The organism is Verrucomicrobiia bacterium (genome assembly GCA_019634635.1).
Lineage (GTDB): Bacteria > Verrucomicrobiota > Verrucomicrobiia > Limisphaerales > UBA9464 > UBA9464.
In genome coordinates, this window is record JAHCBB010000022.1 from 62533 (window position 1) to 82253 (window position 19721).

Here is a 19721-nt window from a genome sequence, read left to right on the forward strand (position 1 = left end):
GAATTAAAGGGTGATGGATTGAAGCGGGGTGCCAGTGTTTCGCCCTTTTACGGCGCAACTCTTCAACCTATTGAGTTCATTCACGTTGCCGCGCGCCCGCCGGTTCATTCACGTTTTCCTCGACCACCCGGCCATCGAAGAGATGAATCTGGCGGTCGGCGTGCCGGGCAAAGCGGGTGTCGTGCGTGACCATGCAGATGGTCGCGCCCTCGCGATGCAGATCCCGCAACAGTGCCATCACCGCGTCGCCGTTCTTCGAGTCCAGATTGCCGGTCGGCTCGTCGGCGAGGAGGATGGACGGCTTGCCGGCGAGCGCGCGGGCCACGGCCACGCGCTGCTGCTGACCGCCGGAGAGTTGCGACGGATAATGATTCACGCGATGCGCCATTCCGACCTTCTCCAATGCGCCCATGGCGGCGGACTTCCGTTCGCTCGCGCCCGTCCCGCGATACGTGAGCGGCAGCTCGACGTTCTCGAACACGGTGAGATCACCGATCAAATTGAAGCTCTGAAAGATGAAGCCGATCTCACGATTGCGGATGCGGGCGCGCTGCGCGAAGTCGAGATTCGACACGTCATTGTCGTTTAGCACGTAGGTGCCCCCGGTCGGCGTATCCAGGAGGCCGAGGATCGAAAGCAACGTGGATTTGCCGCAACCACTCGGGCCGGCGATGGACACGTACTCGCCGCGATCAATGGTCAGATGCACCTCGCTCAGCGCGTGGGTCTCGATCTCGTCGGTGAAGAAGACCTTTTGGATGCCGTCGAGGCGGATGAGTTGGTTTGGGTCGGTGGTCATTGGTCAGAGGTTCACTTCAGTTTGATTCGTGAAAATGCATCCCATTGCGACATGTCGGACAGGACGACCACATCGCCGGTCGCGAGCCCTTCCAACACCTCGATGGTGCTGACGGAGCTGCGGCCCAGCTTTACACTCACGCGGTCGGCTTCCCCGCTGGCGTTGACCCTGAAGAGACCGATGGTCGCATCGGGCTGTGCGCTGAAGGGACGGCCGACATAGAGCACATCCTCCAACCGCTCCAGTTCGATGGTTCCGTCCACGCTCAGGTCTGGCCGCGCGCCGCGAGGCAGGGCTCCAACGAGCTTCACGTCCACCGTCACGGTCCCGTTCTGCACCGCCGGATCCACCCGGGTGACAACGCCATCTATCACTCCATTGCGCGTGTCAATCGCCGCCCGCTGGCCGATCTGCACGTCACGCGCCTGGGTCTCGGGGATCTTCACCTCGGCCTTGAGCCGGGTCGGCTGCACAATCTTCGCCAGCGTCGTGCCCGGGCCCATTCGCTGTCCGACCTGCAGCGTTTCGCGGCCATCACCGACGGACTGCAGGACGCCCTCGACGCCCGCGCGCACCTTGAGGGCGGCAACCTGTTTGCGACGCAACGCCACCGACGCACGCAGCTTTTCGACCTCGGCCTCCTGGACGGCCAGTTGGGCCTGGTCGGAGTCGCCCTTGATCAGGAGTCGCTTCAATTCGACCGCGAGTCGTTGCTGGAGATCTTCCGCCTTGGCGCGGGAGCGTTTCATGGTCAGGTCCGGCACCAAGCCGTCCTTCGCCAGAATGGAATCCGCCTCGGCATCAAGCGACGCCTGGGTGTGATCCGCGCGCAGGGAGGCAATGGTGGACTCCTGGGTGAGCCGCTCGCTCTCCAATTGCACTTTCAATTGGCGGCGCTGGGCCTCGGCCGCCTTGAGCTGCCATTCCAGATCGAACGCCTGCTGTTCCAGTTCGGGATTGCTGAGTTCGAGAATCAGCGTGTCCGCTTGCACCACCGCACCGGCCAGCACGTGGATGCGCTCGATGCGGCCGTCGGTGTCGGCCTGCACGTACTGAATCTGCTCCGGTACGAGCGTGCCGTTGCCACGCACCTGCCGAAGCATCTCCCCGCGCTTTACCGTATCGGTCCACACTTGGGCGCGATCCACGCGCGGCGCGGCCGGCTCCAGCTTTGCCAGACCACGGGTGATCAACGCCAGCACCACGAGGCCCCCAAGGCCGAGGAGCCATCGGCGCCGGTTGCGGGCGCGTTTCAGGTCCGGGCGGGCGATGTCCATGGGTCAGAATCCGGGGGCTGCGAGTGGCCCTGAATTATTGCAGGGGCGCGATGGCGACCGGGGAGCCGCGCCGGGCCGCCTGTTCAAGCGCGGTCTTCAGTTCGCCCTGATGCTGCCGCGCCCATTCCATGACGAGGTCCACCACGCGGGCCGGGGCATTGCCGGCAATGATGCTCAACGTTGCGGCATCCAGCACCAGCTCGTGTTCACCGTAGTTGGCGTAGATGGCCGTGCGGCGATCGGGAAGTCGCATCAGGCGAACGATGATTCCGTAGAATCTGGAGATGACAGGCATGACGTCGGTTTCCGTTTCAAGGTGCGCAGGCCGGACCGGTTTCGATGCCGGCATCGCGCACCCGATGAAAGCTGACGCAGCCGGCGTGCCATCGCGCGAAAGGTATCCGTCCGGGGGGCGGACCGAAGCAGCCTCCTCAACGGATCTAATTGAATGACAGTTGATTACGGTCAGGAGATATTCAGCATTCTTCCCCTGGCATTTCCCTAATTCTCACAGGGATCCCGTCGTGGAAGCTGCCCCCGGTTTCGCTGCTGGGATTCGGCCGTCCCAGAAATGGGACACCGCGGAAGCCGGCCACGTACAGCGGTCGCTCAAGGGCCGGACAGCGGCAGGCGCAACACGGCCTCGGCACCGGGACCGTCCGTCCGATTGGACAGGCTGAGCGTGCCGTCATGCCCCTCGACGATCTGACGGCAGAGCGCGAGACCGATGCCTGATCCGCCAGGCTTGGTCGTGAAAAAGGGCACGAAGAGATTGCCCGTTTCCGCGAGGCCGGGCCCGTTGTCGCGCACGATGAGAACGAACTGGTCGAGCTTCAAATGCCACTGGATTTCGACCTCCGGCGCCCGCCCGCCCGCGTCGGCGAGGGCGGCATCCGCGGCATTGCGTACGAGGTTGATCAACACCTGATCGAGTTGGTCCGGATCCGCGTGAATGGTGACCTCCGGACCGGACGCCAGCCGCACCGGGAGGCGGGGCTCAAGCCGGACCACACGGCCCGCCCACTCCGACACGCTGAAGGCCCGCCTGCTGGGGGCGGGCAGCCGGGCCAGGCGCGAATACACCTCCATGAACCGGCTCAACGCACCGGCGCGCGCTTGAATGATGTCCAACCCTCCGCGCAGATCCTCCTCCCAGTCGGAGGGACGCGGCCGCCGGGCGAGCAACTGCTCCAGGCTGCCACTGATCGAGCAGATGGGCGCCAGGCTGTTGTTCAGCTCATGGCCGATCACGCGAACAAGCCGCTTCCATGCCTGACGTTCCTCCTCCCGCAGGGTGCGGGACAAGTCCGTCAGCACGACAAGCTGGTGCGGCTGGCCCGCTTCCCGGAACGAGGTGCGTCGCAGGGCCCAGCGGCCCAGCTTGCCGTCAAACGCCGTATCGAGGACGCGTGAGGACTCCCCGCGCAGCGTTTCCGCAAGGCCCAGTTCGGCCGCGGACCTTCCGGTCATCTGACCGACGGTGCGGCCCAGCAGTTGTCCTCCGGCGCTGTTGACCAGCCGCAGGCGCTGCTCGTGATCGAAGGCGAAAATCGCCACGCTGATCTCCTCCATCACAGTTCGCAGCAGGGTGGCCGTTTCGACGCCTTCCAGCCGACGGGAGCGGAGATCGTCGCACAACAGATTCAACTCGGCGACCAGCTCCCCCATCGCATCCTCGCGACCGGCGCCCCGCACCCGGATGCTGAAATCACCCTCACGCATTCCGGCCACCTGGTTGGATAGCGTGCGCAGCGGATGACGAATCCAGCGACTCAATGCGACCACGATGAGCAGCGGCATCGCCCCGCCGACCAGCACGGCAAGGGCCCGCTGCCAGCCGGACCGCCCACCATCCAGCGCCCACAGTCCGGCGAGGATCAGGCCAGGCAGGATGGCCGCCAAACCGAACACGAAGAGGCGGCGTTCAAAACCACGAACAAACATGGGTCAATGGTTGGGAGGATCGCAGGCGGTCCCCGCGCCGACGAGTGCCTCCTGCGGCGTCCCTTCAGAGCTGGTTCCCCGCACGAAGCTCACAGGCCGTATTTCTCCAGTCGCCGGTAGAATGCGCTCCGGCTCAGGCCCAGCGCCTCCGCCGCCTTCATCGCATTGCCGCCGCAACGCGCCAGCGTCTGCTGGATCAGGAATCGCTCCACGGTTTCCAGGCTCATGTCCTCCAACCGGGGTGCCGCTGTGCGGGCGGACCCCAATCCAAGGTCCGCCGCACGGACCAGGGGACCGTCCCCCAGCAGCACGGCACGCTCGATCGCATGGCTCAACTCCCGCAGGTTTCCCGGCCACGGATGTGCGTGCAGTGCCGCCAGCGCCGCGGGCTCCAGACCGGCAAAGTGTTTGCGGTACCGGGCCTGTTGCTGCTGCAGGAAATGCAGCGCGAGCGGCTCCAGATCCTCGCGTCGCTCGCGCAGCGGAGGCAGATGGATTTCGACCGTGTTCAACCGGAAGAGGAGATCCTGACGGAACCGTCCGGCCGCCACTTCGGCCATCAGGTCCGCGTTGGTCGCGGCAATGAGGCGCACGTCGGCCTGCTGGGTGCGCGACGAGCCCACGCGCTCAAACGAATGGCTTTCGAGGACGCGCAACAATTTGGACTGCTGGCCGGAGGGCACATTGGCGATCTCATCGAGGAACAAGGTGCCGCCCTCGGCCATTTCGAACCGGCCGATCCGGTCCGCCCGGGCATCGGTGAACGCACCGCGGACGTGTCCGAACAACTCGCTCTCAAACAACGATTCACTCAGCCCCCCCATGTTGACCGCCACAAACGGACGGGCCGCCCTCGGGCCCGCGGCGTGCAGGGCCGCCGCGACCACGCCCTTGCCGGTTCCGTTTTCTCCGGTGATCAGCACCGTGGCATCGCTCGGCCCCACACGCTGGATCCGATCGAGCACCGGCTGCATGACGGGTGACTCCGCGACGAGTCCCGGAACGGAGGTCTGCCCGGACGTTGTGAGGGCCGACAACCGCTCCCCATCGCGCAAGGCACGCCGGAGGGCGATCTGGTTGCGGACGATGGCGAGGACCCGGGCATTTTCCCAGGGCTTTTGGATGAAGTCCCGCGCGCCGCGCCGCATGGCCTCCACCGCGACGTCCACACTGGCCCATGCGGTCATGACCACCACCGGAAGGGTGGGGTCCACCGCGGGAATGCGGGCGAGCAGATCCAGCCCCTCCTGGCCGCTGGTGGTGTCCCGGGTGTAGTTCAGGTCGGCGATGAGGAGGTCGTACTCGGAGCGGCCAACGGCATCGAGCGCTGCCCGCGGCGAATGAACCAGTTCGGTGCGCCAGCCTTCGCCCTTGAACAGCAGGCGGAGCGCCGCGCCGACATCCGGTTGATCATCGGCAACCAGCAGTCGGGGAACGGGCGCGGCAGCCACGGCGCGGGTGTAGCGGGAAGCCGCCCCGGTACGCAAGCCGGGCGGACAGAAAAAAGGCCCCGTCCGGAGCGGACGAGGCCTTTTCGGGGTGGCGGACTGAACGATCAGTCCACCACTTCGATGCCCATGTTGCGCGCCGTGCCGCTGATCATCCGGACCGCGGCCTCCTCGCTGTTGGCGTTCAGGTCGCTGCCCTTGAGCTTGATGATTTCCAGGATTTGTTTCCGGGTCACCTTGCCGACCTTGTCCTTGTTGGGGACCTTGGACCCGGAGGCGATCCCGGCGGCCTTCTTGAGGAGCACCGCGGCGGGCGGGGACTTCAGGATGAAGGTGAAGGATTTGTCCTGATACACCGTGATGACCACCGGGATGACGAGCCCTCCCTTGTCCTTGGTGGCGGCGTTGAACTCCTTGCAGAACGCCATGATGTTGATGCCCTGGGAGCCCAGGGCGGGTCCGACCGGCGGTGCGGGGTTGGCCTGGCCGGCGGTGATCTGAAGTTTGACGATGCCTGTGACTTTCTTGGCCATGATGCGTGTTCTTGGGATGGGTGCCGTCTGCGGGATTGTGGAGGGGCTGGAGAGGCCTCACGCCTTCTCGACCTGCCAGTACTCGAGTTCGACGGGCGTCTTGCGCCCGAAAATGTCCACGGTGACCTTGAGCTTGCCCTTGTCGGGCTCGACCTCCTCGATGACGCCGCTGAAGTTGAGAAAGGGGCCATCGTTGATCTTGACCGTTTCTCCCAGGTCAAAATGCACCTTGGGTTTCTCGGTGTCCTCGGCGTCGCTCACCGCCTCCTTGATCGAGGCGATCTCCTCGGGATCCACCTCCGCGGGGCGCTCGCCACCGATGAAACCGATCACCCCGTCAATGCCCTTGATGAAGTACCAGGGTTTCTCCAGGAGCCGCCGGTTGTCATCGAGCAGCGCCATCTCGATGTACAGATAGCCCGGATGCAGCTTGCGGTTCGTGACGGTCTTCTTCCCGCCGCGGACTTCCACGACCTTTTCCATCGGGAGGAGCACCTCGTTGATGTACGGTTCCATCTCCTCAAGGCGCAGGCGCTTCAGGATGGTGTCCCGGACCTTCTGCTCCTTGCCGGCGAGGACGTGGAGGGCAAACCAGCGGTGTTTCATGTCAGAGCGCGGACCCGGTTACTCGATGAGGCTGCGAATCACCCTCAGCACCCCGGCATCCACGATGAGCAGGAAGACGGCCATGATGGCGATGGTGCAGAGCACGAGCACGGTGGATTCCCTCAACTCGTCGCGGCTGGGCCAGCTGCACTTGCGCAGCTCATCCCGCGTGTCGGCGAGGTAGTTCGCAAACCTGGTGAGGTAGCCGTACTTCCAAAGGAGCCCGAACAGCGTCCCGACGACGGCGGCCCAGATCAGCAGCTTGATGTAGAACTGTTGCACGAGATGAAGGTGGCGGAGGGGGAGGGATTCGAACCCCCGGTGGGTGATGCCCACAGCGGTTTTCAAGACCGCCGCAATAGACCACTCTGCCACCCCTCCACGGGGTTTTGGCAGGGCGTGAGGGACTCGAACCCCCAACCAACGGTTTTGGAGACCGCTACTCTACCAATTGAGCTAACGCCCTGTCCGATTGAAAACCTCCCGGGATTGGATGGCCGGCCGGCGGGGCGATATTCATCGCCCCGCCCAGGGCTCAGGCGATGACCTCCGTCACCCGCCCGGCACCGATGGTCCTGCCGCCCTCGCGGATCGCGAACCGAAGGCCCTTCTCCATGGCGACCGGCGCCAGGAGCTTGATCTCGACGTTGACGTTGTCGCCGGGCATGACCATTTCCACCCCTTCGGGCAGCGTCACGCCACCGGTGACATCCGAGGTGCGGAAGTAGAACTGCGGACGGTAGTTGTTGAAGAACGGGGTGTGCCGGCCGCCCTCGTCCTTGGTCAGCACGTACACCTCGGCGCGGAAGTGGGTGTGCGGGGTGATCGAGCCGGGCTTGGCCAGCACCATGCCACGCTCCACATCCTCCTTCTTGGTGCCGCGCAGCAGCACGCCGCAGTTGTCTCCGGCCTGCGCCGAGTCCAGCAGCTTGCGGAACATCTCGATGTCGGTGGCCGTGGTCTTGCGCGTGTCACGCAGACCGACGATCTCGACCTCCTCCATCTTCTTGAGCACGCCGCGCTCCACACGGCCGGTCACCACGGTACCGCGACCCTCAATGTTGAACACGTCCTCGATGCACATCAGGAACGGCTTGTCCTGCTCACGCGTCGGCTCCGGCACGAACGAGTCCAGGGCGTCCAGAAGGCTCGCAATCGCCGCCTCGCCCTCGGGCGTGGCCGCCAGCGCCGCGGTCGCGGAACCCCGGACGATCGGGGTGGTGTCGCCCGGGAAGCCGTACTTGTTCAGCAACTCCCGGATCTCCATCTCAATCAGCTCCAGCAGGTCCGCGTCGGCCAGGTCCACCTTGTTCAGGAACACCACGATGCTCGGCACGCCCACCTGTCGGGCCAGCAGGATGTGCTCGCGGGTCTGCGGCATCGGGCCGTCCGCCGCGCTGACCACCAGGATGGCGCCGTCCATCTGCGCCGCGCCGGTGATCATGTTCTTCACGTAGTCGGCATGACCCGGACAGTCCACGTGCGCGTAGTGCCGCAACGGGCTTTCGTACTCCACGTGCGAGACCGCGATCGTCACCGTCTTGGTGTCGTCCCGGACCGTGCCGCCCTTGGTGATGTCGGCGTACGAAATGGCCGGAGCAAGCCCCTTGCGGTTCTGCACCGCGACGATCGCGGCGGTCAGGGTGGATTTGCCGTGGTCCACGTGGCCGATGGTACCCACGTTGAGGTGCGGCTTCGTGCGTTGGAAGTTCTCTTTTGCCATGTGACTGACGTATGCTGGTTTTCGCTGATTGCCCTGCAGAGGAACCCCGCCGACTGGAGCCCACGATCGGGTTTGAACCGATGACCTCGTCCTTACCAAGGACGTGCTCTGCCAGCTGAGCTACGTGGGCGCCGTCATTCGGCCGTTTTGCCGCCTCCCGGCGACAAAAAATTCAGTTCCCACGCCTGCTCGCAGGCGAAGAAACCGAAGTCGGGCGTCTGCAACGCTTCTCTGAAGCGCGGATTCATATGAGGACCCACCCGAAGTGTCAACGGGTTTCTCGGGTCAAGGCAGCTCTTCGAGGGTCAGATTCCGGTAGGAAATCCGCACTTTGCCCCCGCCGTGCACCTGCAAGCCGATCCGGCCGGACTGGACCAGCGAGGCGTCGGTCTCCGTGTAGTCCACCATGGGCACGCCATTGATCTTCAGGCGGACCCGCGGCCCCTCGCAGCGGATCTCGTAGTCGTTCCAGTCCGCAGCCCGCACGGCCCGCGTCACGTCCGCATCGGCCGGCTTCGCCAGCACCGTGTTGCGGCGCGACTCGTCGTACAGACACCCGTGCCAGCCCTCCCCGATGTCAGCCTGGTAGCCGATCATCTCGTTGTGGTTGGGAATCCGCTCGCTGCGCACCTGCACCCCCCCGTTGAGGAACCCCTCGGTGCCCTCGACCTTGAACTGGAGCCGCAGCACGAAATTGGTGAAGCTCCGAAGGGTGGCCAGAAACTCGTTCTGCGGGACCGTGGTCTCCAGGCTCCCGCCGACCAGGGCGCCGTCCACGATGCGCCAGGTCCGGTTCGTCTCGCCGTCCCAGCCGGCAAACGTCTTGCCGTCAAACAACGACACCGGGGCGGCGGCCCGGAGGCCGGCGGGAAGGCACGAAAGCAACACGCCGAGAAGCAGGACCGTGCGGAGCATGGCGGGATCCTGACCGGTGTCCGCCCGGCCGTCCAGCCGGCGCCGACGGGAAATCAACCGGCGGCGCCGGCGGTCACCTTCCCCGGCTCCCCCCGGACCAGCGCCATCGCATAGTCGCGATTGAGCCTCGCGATGAAGTCGAGCGAGATCTCCTTGGGGCACACGGCCTCGCAGGATCCGGTCACCGTGCAGCCGCCAAAGCCCTCCCGGTCCATCTGGTCCACCATCGCCTTGACGCGACGATACCGCTCGGGCTGCCCCTGGGGCAGCAGCCCAAGATGGGACACCTTGGCCGCGACGAACAACATGGCACTCGCGTTCTTGCAGGCCGCGACACACGCCCCGCAGCCGATGCACTGGGCGGCATCCATCGCCAGGTCGGCATTCTCCTTCGGCACCAGGATGGCGTTGGCGTCCGGCGCCGATCCGGTGCGCACCGACACGAAGCCGCCGGCGTGCTGGATGCGGTCAAAGGCGTGACGGTCGCAGACGAGGTCCTTGATGATGGGGAACGGCCGCGCCCGCCACGGCTCGACCACGATCTCTTCACCGTCCTGGAAACTCCGCAGGTAGGTCTGACACGTGGCGACCCCCCGGTGGGGCCCGTGCGGCTTGCCGTTGATCACCAGGGAACAGGTGCCGCAAATGCCCTCGCGGCAGTCGTGATCGAAGGCGATCGGATCCTCGCCACGGCCCGCCAGGTCTTCGTTGACCACGTCGAGCATCTCCAGGAACGACATGTTCGGATTGAGCTCCGGGGTTTCACAGGTCTGAAACTGCCCGGGGGCCGCGGCGTTCTTCTGACGCCAGACTTTGAGTCGGACTTTCATGGGGACGTGTCGGTTGCCTACTTGTAGCTGCGGGTGCTCATCTTGACTTCCTCATAAACAAGCGGCTCGCGGTTCAAGACCGGGTCGCGTCCGGGTCCCGCATACTCCCAGGCGGCGACAAAGGCGAACCGGTCGTCGCGGCGCTTGACGTCTCCGGGGTTGACCAGGCCCCGCTGCACCTCGGGGTCGTCCTGGGTGTACTGGTACTCCTCGCGGAAATGGCCGCCGCAACTTTCCTCACGCATCAGGGCGTCCCGGCACATCAGGTCGCCCAATTCGATGAAATCCGCCACCCGCCCCGCCTTCTCCAGCGACTGGTTCCATTCTGCGGCGTCACCCGCCACACGCAAATTGACACGGTATTCCTCGCGGAGCGCTCCGAGCAGCTGGATGGCCTTCTCCAGCCCCGCGCGGTCGCGGGCCATGCCGCAATGGTCCCAGAGGATGCGTCCCAGCTCCCGGTGGAAGTGATCCGGCGTCCGCCCGCCCTTCAGCGAGAGCAGCCGGCGGATCTCGGACTGCACCCCGGCCTCCGCTTCGCGAAACTCCGCCGCGTCGGGCGAGGGGCGTTCGGATGGCTTCTGGCCCGCCAGGTAGTTCGCGACGGTGGCCGGAAGCACGAAGTAACCGTCGGCAAGCCCCTGCATCAGGGCCGAGGCCCCCAGGCGGTTCGCCCCGTGATCGGAAAAATTGGCCTCCCCCAGCACAAACAGGCCGGGCAGGTTGCTCATCAATCCGTAATCCACCCACAGCCCGCCCATCGTATAGTGGACCGCCGGAAAGATCCGCATCGGGGTCTTGTAGGCGTCCTCGTTCGTGATCTCATGGTACATCGCGAACAGGTTGCCGTAGCGCTCCCGGATGCGGTCCTCGCCGAGGCGGCGGATGGCGTCGGAAAAGTCGAGGTACACTCCAAGGCCGGTCGGGCCGATCCCGCGGCCCTCGTCGCATTGATACTTGGCGGCGCGGCTGGCGACATCGCGGGGCGCCAGGTTGCCAAAGGCGCCGTACATGCGCTCCAGGTAGTAGTCGCGGGCCTCCTCCGGGATGTCGGCCGGATTCCTGCCGCAATCCTCCTTCCGCTTGGGCACCCAGATCCGCCCGTCATTGCGGAGGGATTCGGACATCAAGGTGAGCTTGGACTGGTAGTCGCCGCTCACCGGGATGCAGGTGGGATGGATCTGCGTGAAGCAGGGATTGCCGAAGCATGCCCCGCGCCGATAGGCCCGCCAGATGGCCGTGGCATTGGACCCCCGGGCGTAGGTGGACAGGTTGAACACGTTGCCGTAACCGCCCGTGGCCAGGACGACGGCGTCCGCACTGTGCCGGGTGATCTCCCCGGTCTGCAGGTTGCGAACCACGATGCCCTTGGCGTGTCCGTTGACCACGACCAGGTCGAGCATCTCGGAGTGGGTGTAGGATCGCACCCCGCCCGCCCCGATCATCCGGCACAGGGCGGAATAGGCGCCGAGGAGCAGTTGCTGTCCGGTCTGGCCCCTCGCGTAAAAGGTCCTGCTGACCTGGGCGCCGCCAAAGGACCGGTTGTCGAGCAATCCGCCGTACTCGCGGGCGAAGGGCACCCCCTGCGCGGCGCACTGGTCAATGATCTGGACCGACACCTCGGCGAGGCGGTGCACGTTGGCCTCACGGGACCGGAAGTCCCCGCCCTTGATCGTGTCGTAGAACAACCGGTGCACCGAGTCCCCGTCGTTCTGGTAGTTCTTGGCCGCATTGATCCCGCCCTGGGCGGCAACGGAATGCGCGCGGCGGGGGGAGTCGTGGAAGACGAAGTTGTGCACCTCGTATCCCAGTTCCGCGAGGGTCGCCGACGCGCTGGCCCCCGCGAGACCGGCCCCGACGACAATCACCTTGTACTTGCGCTTGTTGGCCGGGTTGATCAGCCGGGAATCGAAGCGGTAGCGCTCCCATTTCCCGGACAGCGGACCCGACGGGATGCCTGCGTTCAGGGTGGCCATGTCAGCGAACAACCTCCTTTCCGACGGAGGCGGCCAACGCGGCGGACCGGGCGCCCTCCACATGGGAGCGCCCCAGCCCCGACATCACCGCGACCGGGATGGATGCGTAACCGAGGAACAGGGCGACACTCACCACCCGCGCGCCGGCCACCACCCGGGGCCACCACACCGCATTGCGCCACCCCAGCGACTGGAACATCGAGGACAACCCGTGGCTTAGATGCATGAAGAGCAGCGCCTGTGCGATGAGGTAGAACAGGGAAACCCACCAGATCTGGAAGCCGCGGACCATCATCGCATACACATCGTGGGTGCGGACGCCTCCCGGCAGTTGCGTCTCAAGGTCCCGGAAATCCACCCCTCCGTTCACCGCCGGCACCAATGCGGTGAATTGCAGCAGGTGGTAGATCACGAATGCCAGGATCACGAGGCCGCTCACCAGCATGGTTCGGGACGACAGCGGCGCGCCGTACGGGCCGCGGCCACCCGCGTAGTCGAAAGGGCGTGCCGCACGATTCTGCCGGCTGAGCGAGATGGCCGAGGCGATGTGCAAGCCCACCACCGCCAGCAGGCCGAGCCGGGCGCCCCAAATGAGGCCCGGCTTGCTCTTGAGAAAATGCGCGTAGCTGTTGATGAGCTCCGGCGCACCAAACACCTGGAGGTTCCCGATCAGATGACCGACGAGAAACAGGAACAACATCGCCCCGGTCGCCGCCATGACGACCTTGCGCCCGATGGAAGACCGCCAGATTTGTACAACGACGTTCATGAGTGGAACTGCATCACCCCCGGCAGGTGCATTAGTCACCATGGAACGGCCGGAGCCGATTTCCGTCAACGGATCGCCCGCCGAAATAAGGGAGCCTTCCCCGGTACGTTAGGTCGAGTCGGCGGCCATCGGGCCGCACTCCGGGAGCTCACGCGGGCTGCGTCGCCGCCGGGATCGCGTGTTTGCGCGAATAGGGCGAATGCAAATTGAAGTAGATCCCGCACAAGGGACGGGGTCCCTCGGTCTCGCTGAGGATGATGGTGAGGACCCGGTTCAGGGCGATGCCGTGCCGCATGCCGGGGGCCCGCCCGTTGAAGGCGTGTATGGCCTTCGCGACCAGCGAACGCAGGGACTCCGCGCACTCGTCGGGAAGCTGGTCGAGACACACCACATAGCGCTCGTAGTTTTGAAGCGCCGCCTCCAACTCGGGGGCAAAGGTCTCAACCGTCAGTTCCACAATCCCGACGATACGGACCCCGGTCGCCAAGTAAAGCCGCGGCGGATCGCTGGGAGGGGCAGCGTGTCGCGGCCCCTGAACAGGTCCGGCCCCACCACTCGTGGAGTCACCGAACGGTGCCTTGTTGCCTCGTGGTTCCGGACCTGATCGGAGACGGCGACACGCCGTCTCTCCCGGGTTTGGGACTTGTCCGGCATTCCGGTTCCGGGTACGCGCAAGGCATGCACTTTCCCCGGAGATCGCACCGAGATGCGCGCGCCGCCTCCCGCGGGCTCCCGGCACCGGCAGTCCGGTGGGCCCGGTGCTCCGTTGCCGTGAGCCTCGCGCTCGCGTTGTCGCCCGCCGGGGACCTCCAGGCCGACGAGCCGCCGGTGTCCTGGTACCGCGACATCACCCCCATCTTCAAACGCTCCTGCAACGGCTGCCACAACCCCAACAAGCTCAAGGGGGATGTGGACACCTCGTCACACGCCGGGCTCCTCAAGCCTGGGAAGCACGGCCCGAATCTGCGCTCCGGAGACCCGGAGGGATCCCTGGTCCTCGAACAGATCCGCGGCGCCGAGCCGGATATGCCAAAGGAGGGCGATCCGTTGTCGGCCGCCGAAATCGCGCTGATCGCGCGATGGATCCGGGAGGGCGCCCTCGACGACACCCCTGCCAGCGCGCGCCGTTCCCGTCCGGAAACGTTCCCGGAATATCAAATCCCTCCCGTGACGACGGCGCTCGCCGTGTCTCCAGACGGGCATTGGATCGCCGCGTCCGGACACCACGAGGTCTTCCTTCTGGATGCCGCCACCCTCGAAACGCGGTTCCGGCTCCTCGGGGAGTCTCCCCGGATCGAGGCCCTGGCCTTTTCCCCGGATTCCAGCCGCCTGGCCGCCTGCGGCGGTGCGCCGTCCCAGTTCGGCGAAGTGCAGGTCTGGGCCTCCGGCACCACGAATCTCCTGAGCTCCTGGACCGTCGGCACCGACTCGGTGTACGGCGTCTCCTGGTCCCCCGACGGCACCCGCCTCGCGCTGGGCGGCGCGGACAAAAGCGTACGCATCCTGGACGCCTCGGACGGCCGCGAACAGATTCGCTTCGACAACCACAGTGACTGGGTCTTTCGCACGGCGTGGATGGCCGGTGGCAGCCGGTTGCTGAGCGCCGGACGCGACCGCGCGATGAAGCTGTTGCTGGTCAGCGACGGTCAGTTCATTGACGACGTCAACAAACTGATCGAGCCCGTCGTCTCCATGGCCCGGCATCCATCGGAGGAATGGGCGGCCTGCGGCGGAGCCGAAGGAGGCCTGCGCCTCTACCGGGCCCGGGAGAACCAGGAGCGCACCGCGGGAAACAACGACGTGAACCTCGTTCGCGAGTTCGAGCGTCAGCCCGGCGCCGTGGCAGCAGTGGCCTTCAGTCCCGACGGCTCCCTGCTCGCCGCGGGCGGCCCCGGCGGCGAGGTGCGGGTATACCGCACGGGTGACGGCACCCTGGCGGCCCGGCTGCCGGCAGGCGAAGGAGCGATTTATGCGCTCGCATTCACCACGGGCGGACAGCGCCTGATCACCGGAGGATTTGACGGACTGATCCGCTGCTTCGATCCGGTCGCCGGGACGCTGGAGGCGGTCCTGACTCCCGTCCCATTGTCCCCGGCCCGGACGGTCGTGCACCGGTAGCCACCAGCCGCCGGGACTGGCACTCCGAAATCCCGCCTCCGGATTCAGCGCAACCTGCGGAAACGCCCGTCCGGCTGCACGACCCACCACTCATCGTCGCCCATGCCACCGGTCACCATCAGGATCTCAATGTTCGCCGCCTCCAGTTCGGCAAGCTGGGAGGCCGGGACGCCTGGATCCAGCCGCGGCTCCAGGACGAACGTCTCCCAGAAGTTGTGATGCCCGGGTGAATAGGTCTGTGCCGCACCCTCCTCCAGGACCAGCGGTTCCGTGGTCAGCCCGGTAATCTCCGTGCGGACAAACCCGACACTCGGCGCGGTGTAGCCCGCCGAAATCCCCGAGGGCGGAGGCGGCCACCAGAATTGCGTGCGCATCCGCATCTGCCGGCCAAGGGTCAGGTCGCGCTCCTGGAACAGGTCGTTGGACGTGCGCCGCGGACACGGCACCAGCACCACGTCGTCCACCCGCGTCTGGCCGGGCCCCTCCCAGGTCATCTCGGGCTGCGCCCGCGCATGCGTCACTTGCAACATCTTCCGCAAATCGGCCATCACCACCCACCCCGGCCCCGACGCCGGCACCCGGGTCTCCACGGTGGTCTGCAGTCGGAAGTCCATCCGCTCCGCCTCCTCGCCCCACCGCCAGGTGTTCACGAGGTCCTGTCCCTCAACCCGGTGAGTGAACGCCGTCCACCCGGCCGGTCCATCCGTCAGCGTGATCCGCCGGGTTCCCGACCGGAAAGTGAGCGAGGCCTCCTGAAACAGCGGACGCGACAGGCCTGAGGGGTCCAGACGTCGCGCGTCGCTGGTCGCCGACAGGCGGCACTTCAACCGGTGCTTCGCCAGGGGGGATCCAAACTCACCCTCCTCCACGCACCACGCGCCGGGTTCCCCGAACAGGAACGGGGTCATCGAGCCGCCGGCATCGGATGCCGGCAGCGGGCGCACCTGCTTGATGTGCAGCAGGCCCGGCTGGATGCGCTTGAATTCCAGGTCGAGGGAAAACTCCTGTTTCGCCGGGAACAACGCCGCGTAGGCCCGCACGACGGGTTCAAGCAACCGGACCAGGTCCAGGTAATCCTGCTCCCACCGCATCACATGGCCGCCAAGGGGCACGAGACTCGATCCTTCGCGGAAATCCACATGGCGCGAGCCGCCGGACGACGAGAATCCCACCCGCTCGGGACGGGCCGACGAATCCGGATTGGTCACCGACACGGCACCCAACTGCGTGACCATCTCCCCCCAGAACCCCATCCCGCCAAACCACCGGTTTGCGTGGAGCACCACCACGCCGTTGGCCATCTCGATGTCGTCCGGATACGAATGATGCACCAGCACTGCCATGCCGACCTCGGACTCCTTCACCCCCCGCCGCAGCCGTTCAAGGAAGGCATTGTCATTGTAGAAGCTGGCGTACACCCGCTGGATGGCGCGGAAGACCCCACGCTCCCCAGGCTCTCCGGGATCGCATGCCGACGGGCCGGCATCGTCGTCATCCAGGTCATCCAGCAGGCAGCCGCTGTAGCTGTCATACAGGCCTGCCCCCGTGAAATCCTCGCTGTCCTCGACGTTCGTCGAACTGCGGAACCGGATCTTGCGACCCGGATTGAAGGGCCCGTTGGTCAGTGCGGAGAGGAGGATCGCCCGCTGCGGCGCTGAAAAGCTGGCCGTCCGGGTGAACAGGGTCCGGACGGTCGCCAGCCGGGATTTCAGGAGTGCCATGTCCGGGGGGTGGCTGAACTCCCCCAACGCGGCGGCAACCGCCTCCCGCAGCGTGCCCTGCCCCGGCAACGTCTGATCCAGGAAGGCATCCCAGACATCGAAGGTCAGGGCGATGGCCTCGTGGTTGTTGTCCGGAAGGGTGCGCATCAGCAGCCCGTAATTCGCCACCTTGCCCCCGACATGACGCAGGGCGGCGGGGGTCAACCCGGCCACATTGGTGGTCCAAAACCCGGCTGGCTGTTTCGGGGTGTATTTCAACGGCGCCGGACGCTTCGCCGCGACCAATTGCTCCCTCAACGCCTCCCCGATCTGTCCCTCGACCCCAATCACACGAGCCGCCTCGCCCCAGCGACCCGTGCGCAAGGCCACCTCCCGGCCATCCCAACCCCGCAGGCGTGACTGCACCTCCGGATCCGCAAACCAGACAAACGGAATGCCATACCCCCGGGCCAGGATCGCGACATGCGAATTCGGCGTCGCCGGTTCGAGCGTGATGATCCCCGCCAAAAACGGCACCTCCGCGGGCACCCGGTCGGTGAGCAGGATGTCCGCAGGACGCAACCGCCCGTCGGCATACGCCGCTGCAATCGCGTTGCCGGGCACAAACACCAGCCGCCCCACAGCCCAGCCATCCGCATAAACCGCGTCCGACTCCATCCAACGGTCCGCCGACGCCACCTCAATTCCCCGGGTCGCCAGCCAGTCCCGCTCCGCCCGCGCCAGGCTCTCCTGCTCGAAGGTCGGCACGTACAACGCCCGGGTGCCGGGCGGCGCCAGCACGCTCCGGCGGACGCGCTCGAACCAGCCGGCCACCTCCTCACGGGTCCACACATCCTGGCCCACAAACTGGATCCCGTACTCGGGAGCCCCCGCCACCGATGGCAGGAGGATCGCCCCAAGCACCGCCTGCTGTCCGTCCCGCCGCAGGGTGACCCGATCGAATTCGGCCGGGCTCAGCCCGGCAAACGGTGCCAGCCGCAGCCGGGCGAAATCGTAATGGAACGGGTGCCGCCGGCTGTGCTGAAACCACACTCGGGATTCGCCCTCCAGCAGGATGGCAAACTTCACCCACCCAAGGCGCGCCGGACGATTGAAGTCCGGCGGCTGGGGTGGCTCGGCGAAGGCGTCCCCCGGGAGTTGGATTTGATTCTTGCCGTCATCCGCCGCGGTCAACCCCCGGGAAATCAGCCGGAGAAACCGGACCGCTGTGCCGGACGCGGCATCATCCACATACTCGAGCGGTCCCTCGTGGAACAGGGCCAGCTCCTCCCACGTCTGGAGATCCGCCGAATGCTCCAGCCGATGTACCTGACCGGGCGCACCCGATGACCTCAGAATCACCCCTCCCCCCCCCGTGCCCGCCCCGGTATCCCGAACCACGTCCAGGGACGCCGCGCGAACAGGAGCCGCCGCAAGAAGGACGACCCACGCGAGCTGAAGCCACGACTTCCCAATCATTTGCAGAAAGCGTGGCAGGGCCGGACGCCGGATCAAGCCGAGGGACCGCCACCAATGAAGCTCCGCAACATCCAGAGCGTCTTTTCATGGGCCTTGATGCGCCCGATGGCGAGATCCTGGGATTCCAGATCCCGGGCTGCCTCCGCCAGGTCGCGCGCCACCTTGAGATCCCCGATGGTCTTCTCGTGAGCCCTGATCAACGCCGTCACGAACGCCGCCTGCGACTGCGGCCCGCCCACCTCCTCAAGACCCGCCATCCGGCCCAGGGTCATCAAGCCACCGGCGGCGTAATGGCCCAGGGCCCGGACCCGTTCCGCGATTTCATCCGCCGCCTCAAAAAGCTCCGTGTATTGGGCCCCGAACGCCTCGTGCAACTGGAAGAAACCCGGTCCCTCGACATTCCAGTGGGCCAGGTGGGTGACGGCCATCAGCGAGTAGGTGTCGGCCAGCACCAGGTTGAGCGCGACGACCAGCCGGGATTCCTGACGGGTGTTGGCGGCGGCGGCGATGGCGGCCGCGGAAGCGGAACGGTTTTTCTTCATGGTTGCAATCTGTGGAATCTGTCCTGCGGCCAAGCGAAGCGGCCGGAGACAGCCCGCCACCGCGCGCCGCGGCCCGGAACCCATACCAGAAGGGAAATCCAAAACAACCCTGGCTCACGGCGACTGTGGTTCCGCCCCGGGGCCACGGCGAAGGAGGCGGATGGGAAAGTGAGGCGGCTCAAGACCGCAGTTGTCATCGCCCGACTTTCCGACCCACCCCTCATCAAGCCGCACGAACGGGCTTCCCGTATCCGGCCATCCCTCCCGCTCCCCGAACCCTTCATTGCAACCGGGCTCCGGGCCGCCTAGGGTCAACGCGGTCTTGGAAGGGGGGGATATCGCTGGTGACTTCGGTTGCCGGAGGAAAGTCCGAACTCCACAGGGCGCGGGGCCGGGGAAACCAGTCACGACCGGCGAAAGCCGGAGACGACCGGCATGACCCCGGGCGCCCGGGGCGAAAGCTTCGGGCGACAGACAGTGCCACAGAAAACAAACCGCCACGTCCGCAAGGATGGGGCAAGGGTGAAAAGGCGGGGTAAGAGCCCACCGCCCGGCGCGTGAGCGACGGGGCACGGAAAACCTCCCCGGGAGCAAGGCCAAATAGGGAACCCTGGCGCGGCCCGCGCCGGTGCTGCGAAAGCAGCCGGGTTCCGGGTACCGGCCGCCGAGATGAATGATGTCCGCCCGTGCCGCAAGGTCCGGGAACAGAATTCGGCTTACACCCCTTCCAAGACCTCCCCGCCCCCGACCCAGCCCGCTCCCACGTCCTGTCCGAAGGCCCCGAATTTCAACGCCGGAGCGGTATCCCGACCGCCCACCTTGCCCTCACAGGAGACCGCCTCGCCGTTGATCTGTAACACACCCTATCGCTCCGATGCCCCTCGGCAGCCCTCCCATCGCCCGGGGCCATCCGCCATCGAAGATGCGGGCCTCGTCACGGCACCCACCCCCGCCGCCGGCGAAATCCCGCCGCCCCCCCCTGAAGGTCCGCTATCGTGGTCTTGCGGAACATCCGACTATGCAGTCCTCCAAATTCCTCTCCTGCAATTGGTTAAAAATTTT

At 66.0% G+C, this 19721-nt stretch carries 17 protein-coding genes, 3 tRNA genes and 1 other RNA gene; 2 read left to right on the forward strand and 19 right to left on the reverse strand.

From position 1 onward, the window contains the following. Positions 1-76 precede the first annotated feature (76 nt). From KF791_14430 to KF791_14510, 17 genes are all read right to left on the reverse strand, one after another. Positions 77-799 carry an ABC transporter ATP-binding protein gene (locus tag KF791_14430; GenBank protein MBX3733778.1) on the reverse strand — a complete coding sequence of 241 codons (723 nt, stop codon included), beginning with the start codon at positions 797-799 and terminating at the stop codon, positions 77-79. An 11-nt stretch (positions 800-810) separates the two neighbouring features. Beyond that, positions 811-2076: an HlyD family efflux transporter periplasmic adaptor subunit gene (locus KF791_14435; protein ID MBX3733779.1), complete on the reverse strand. Its 1266-nt coding sequence runs from the start codon at positions 2074-2076 to the stop codon at positions 811-813. A 34-nt stretch (positions 2077-2110) separates the two neighbouring features. Beyond that, a complete protein-coding gene (locus KF791_14440; GenBank protein MBX3733780.1) occupies positions 2111-2371 on the reverse strand; it encodes a DUF4160 domain-containing protein in 261 nt (86 codons plus the stop codon). A 314-nt stretch (positions 2372-2685) separates the two neighbouring features. Continuing rightward, positions 2686-4020 carry a PAS domain-containing protein gene (locus KF791_14445; protein MBX3733781.1) on the reverse strand — a complete coding sequence of 445 codons (1335 nt, stop codon included), beginning with the start codon at positions 4018-4020 and terminating at the stop codon, positions 2686-2688. A gap of 89 nt (positions 4021-4109) precedes the next feature. After that, the gene (locus tag KF791_14450; protein MBX3733782.1) at positions 4110-5447 is read right to left on the reverse strand and encodes a sigma-54-dependent Fis family transcriptional regulator; all 1338 of its coding nucleotides are present in this window, start codon (positions 5445-5447) and stop codon (positions 4110-4112) included. A 128-nt stretch (positions 5448-5575) separates the two neighbouring features. Beyond that, complete coding sequence (gene rplK / locus KF791_14455) at positions 5576-6001, reverse strand: 50S ribosomal protein L11 (protein MBX3733783.1); 426 nt, start codon at positions 5999-6001, stop codon at positions 5576-5578. Positions 6002-6058: 57 nt separating this feature from the next. Continuing rightward, entirely contained in the window at positions 6059-6607 is a 549-nt protein-coding gene (nusG, locus tag KF791_14460; protein ID MBX3733784.1) for a transcription termination/antitermination factor NusG, read from the reverse strand. Between the two features lie 18 nt (positions 6608-6625). After that, positions 6626-6889 (reverse strand): preprotein translocase subunit SecE, encoded by a 264-nt coding sequence (gene secE, locus KF791_14465; GenBank protein ID MBX3733785.1) that lies wholly within the window; start codon positions 6887-6889, stop codon positions 6626-6628. Between the two features lie 10 nt (positions 6890-6899). Further along, a tRNA-Ser gene (locus KF791_14470) sits at positions 6900-6988 on the reverse strand. Positions 6989-6997: 9 nt separating this feature from the next. Further along, positions 6998-7073, reverse strand: a tRNA-Trp gene (locus tag KF791_14475). 69 nt (positions 7074-7142) lie between these two features. Beyond that, on the reverse strand, positions 7143-8330 hold the full coding sequence (gene tuf / locus KF791_14480) for an elongation factor Tu (GenBank protein ID MBX3733786.1): 1188 nt from the start codon (positions 8328-8330) through the stop codon (positions 7143-7145). 54 nt (positions 8331-8384) lie between these two features. Next, positions 8385-8460 (reverse strand) — tRNA-Thr (locus KF791_14485). Positions 8461-8615: 155 nt separating this feature from the next. Next, positions 8616-9245 (reverse strand): DUF1080 domain-containing protein, encoded by a 630-nt coding sequence (locus tag KF791_14490; GenBank protein MBX3733787.1) that lies wholly within the window; start codon positions 9243-9245, stop codon positions 8616-8618. A gap of 53 nt (positions 9246-9298) precedes the next feature. Continuing rightward, positions 9299-10075: a succinate dehydrogenase/fumarate reductase iron-sulfur subunit gene (locus KF791_14495; GenBank protein MBX3733788.1), complete on the reverse strand. Its 777-nt coding sequence runs from the start codon at positions 10073-10075 to the stop codon at positions 9299-9301. 17 nt (positions 10076-10092) lie between these two features. After that, positions 10093-12051, reverse strand: a complete 1959-nt coding sequence (locus tag KF791_14500; GenBank protein MBX3733789.1) for a fumarate reductase/succinate dehydrogenase flavoprotein subunit — start codon at positions 12049-12051, stop codon at positions 10093-10095. Position 12052: 1 nt separating this feature from the next. Beyond that, positions 12053-12820: a succinate dehydrogenase cytochrome b subunit gene (locus tag KF791_14505; GenBank protein ID MBX3733790.1), complete on the reverse strand. Its 768-nt coding sequence runs from the start codon at positions 12818-12820 to the stop codon at positions 12053-12055. A gap of 148 nt (positions 12821-12968) precedes the next feature. Beyond that, a complete protein-coding gene (locus KF791_14510) occupies positions 12969-13277 on the reverse strand; it encodes a hypothetical protein (GenBank protein ID MBX3733791.1) in 309 nt (102 codons plus the stop codon). 314 nt (positions 13278-13591) lie between these two features. Between KF791_14510 and KF791_14515 the strand changes: the two genes are divergently transcribed. Next, a complete protein-coding gene (locus tag KF791_14515; GenBank protein ID MBX3733792.1) occupies positions 13592-14938 on the forward strand; it encodes a hypothetical protein in 1347 nt (448 codons plus the stop codon). 44 nt (positions 14939-14982) lie between these two features. Here the strand turns inward: KF791_14515 and KF791_14520 are convergent, their stop codons facing one another. Together KF791_14520 and KF791_14525 are read right to left on the reverse strand one after the other, a co-directional pair. Next, the gene (locus tag KF791_14520) at positions 14983-18117 is read right to left on the reverse strand and encodes a hypothetical protein (protein ID MBX3733793.1); all 3135 of its coding nucleotides are present in this window, start codon (positions 18115-18117) and stop codon (positions 14983-14985) included. Between the two features lie 32 nt (positions 18118-18149). After that, on the reverse strand, positions 18150-18659 hold the full coding sequence (locus tag KF791_14525; protein MBX3733794.1) for a DNA starvation/stationary phase protection protein: 510 nt from the start codon (positions 18657-18659) through the stop codon (positions 18150-18152). Between the two features lie 322 nt (positions 18660-18981). On the opposite strand from KF791_14525, the gene rnpB reads away from it, so the two are divergent. Beyond that, an RNA gene (rnpB, locus tag KF791_14530) (RNase P RNA component class A) lies at positions 18982-19394 on the forward strand. Positions 19395-19721: the final 327 nt, after the last annotated feature.

Coding starts and splice junctions, on each gene's coding strand:
- KF791_14505 (MBX3733790.1), bottom strand. CDS start 12,820: ATGAACGTCGTTGTACAAATCTGGCGGTCTTCCATCGGGCGCAAGGTC.
- KF791_14525 (MBX3733794.1), bottom strand. CDS start 18,659: ATGAAGAAAAACCGTTCCGCTTCCGCGGCCGCCATCGCCGCCGCCGCC.
- KF791_14520 (MBX3733793.1), bottom strand. CDS start 18,117: ATGATTGGGAAGTCGTGGCTTCAGCTCGCGTGGGTCGTCCTTCTTGCG.
- KF791_14430 (MBX3733778.1), bottom strand. CDS start 799: ATGACCACCGACCCAAACCAACTCATCCGCCTCGACGGCATCCAAAAG.
- KF791_14435 (MBX3733779.1), bottom strand. CDS start 2,076: ATGGACATCGCCCGCCCGGACCTGAAACGCGCCCGCAACCGGCGCCGA.
- KF791_14440 (MBX3733780.1), bottom strand. CDS start 2,371: ATGCCTGTCATCTCCAGATTCTACGGAATCATCGTTCGCCTGATGCGA.
- tuf (MBX3733786.1), bottom strand. CDS start 8,330: ATGGCAAAAGAGAACTTCCAACGCACGAAGCCGCACCTCAACGTGGGT.
- rplK (MBX3733783.1), bottom strand. CDS start 6,001: ATGGCCAAGAAAGTCACAGGCATCGTCAAACTTCAGATCACCGCCGGC.
- KF791_14495 (MBX3733788.1), bottom strand. CDS start 10,075: ATGAAAGTCCGACTCAAAGTCTGGCGTCAGAAGAACGCCGCGGCCCCC.
- KF791_14490 (MBX3733787.1), bottom strand. CDS start 9,245: ATGCTCCGCACGGTCCTGCTTCTCGGCGTGTTGCTTTCGTGCCTTCCC.
- KF791_14500 (MBX3733789.1), bottom strand. CDS start 12,051: ATGGCCACCCTGAACGCAGGCATCCCGTCGGGTCCGCTGTCCGGGAAA.
- KF791_14445 (MBX3733781.1), bottom strand. CDS start 4,020: ATGTTTGTTCGTGGTTTTGAACGCCGCCTCTTCGTGTTCGGTTTGGCG.
- nusG (MBX3733784.1), bottom strand. CDS start 6,607: ATGAAACACCGCTGGTTTGCCCTCCACGTCCTCGCCGGCAAGGAGCAG.